General features: G+C 60.4%; 1 protein-coding gene. It reads left to right on the top strand.

From position 1 onward, the window contains the following. Positions 1-910, top strand: a 910-nt coding sequence (locus tag YH64_RS30025; RefSeq protein ID WP_221935945.1) for a VCBS domain-containing protein, incomplete at both ends; no start/stop codon positions are given.

Here is a 910-nt window from a genome sequence, read left to right as displayed (position 1 = left end):
CACCAACGACATCCCGGTTCTGACCGGCAAGGCTGATGGTGCAGTTACCGAAGACGGCACGCTGGTTGCCACCGGCAAGCTGGATGTGGCCGACGTCGACACGACCGATACCCACACCTGGACCGTCAACAATGACGGCAAGGGCACGTACGGCTCCTTCTCCGTTGATGGCAATGGCAACTGGACCTACAACCTGGACAACGCCAACAAGGATGTCCAAGGTCTGAAGACCGGCCAATCGATCACCGAAACGTTCACCGTCACCGTCGATGACGGCAACGGCGGCGTGGTCACCAAGGATGTGACGGTCACGATCAACGGCACGGATGACGGCGCGATCATCACTCCGTCTACGCCCGGAAGCGACAAGGGCGAAGTCGTCGAAGACACGACGGTGTCTGTTGACGGCAAGCTCAACGTCACCGACCCGGACGCCGGCCAAGCCGTGTTCCAAGTTCAGACGAACGCGCCTGGCCAACATGGCACGTTCTCCGTCGACGCCAACGGCGCGTGGACCTACAACCTGACCAACAATGACCCGGCCGTCCAAGGCCTGGGCGCTGGCAAGACCCTGACCGAGATCTTCACGGTTACGACCGCTGACGGTACGACGGGTCAGGTCGTCGTCACCATCGTCGGCACCAACGACATCCCGGTTCTGACCGGCAAGGCTGATGGTGCAGTTACCGAAGACGGCACGCTGGTTGCCACCGGCAAGCTGGATGTCGCCGACGTTGATACGACCGATACCCACACCTGGACCGTCAACAATGACGGCAAGGGTACGTACGGCTCCTTCTCCGTTGATGGCAACGGCAACTGGACCTACAACCTGGACAACGCCAACAAGGATGTCCAAGGTCTGAAGACCGGTCAGTCGATCACCGAAACGTTCACCGTCACCGTCGAT

It is taken from the genome of Achromobacter sp. LC458 (assembly GCF_001005835.2).
GTDB classification, from domain to species: domain Bacteria; phylum Pseudomonadota; class Gammaproteobacteria; order Burkholderiales; family Burkholderiaceae_B; genus Achromobacter; species Achromobacter spanius_B.
Note: the sequence above shows the minus strand (reverse complement) of the source record. Positions and strands in the feature narration are given on the sequence as shown.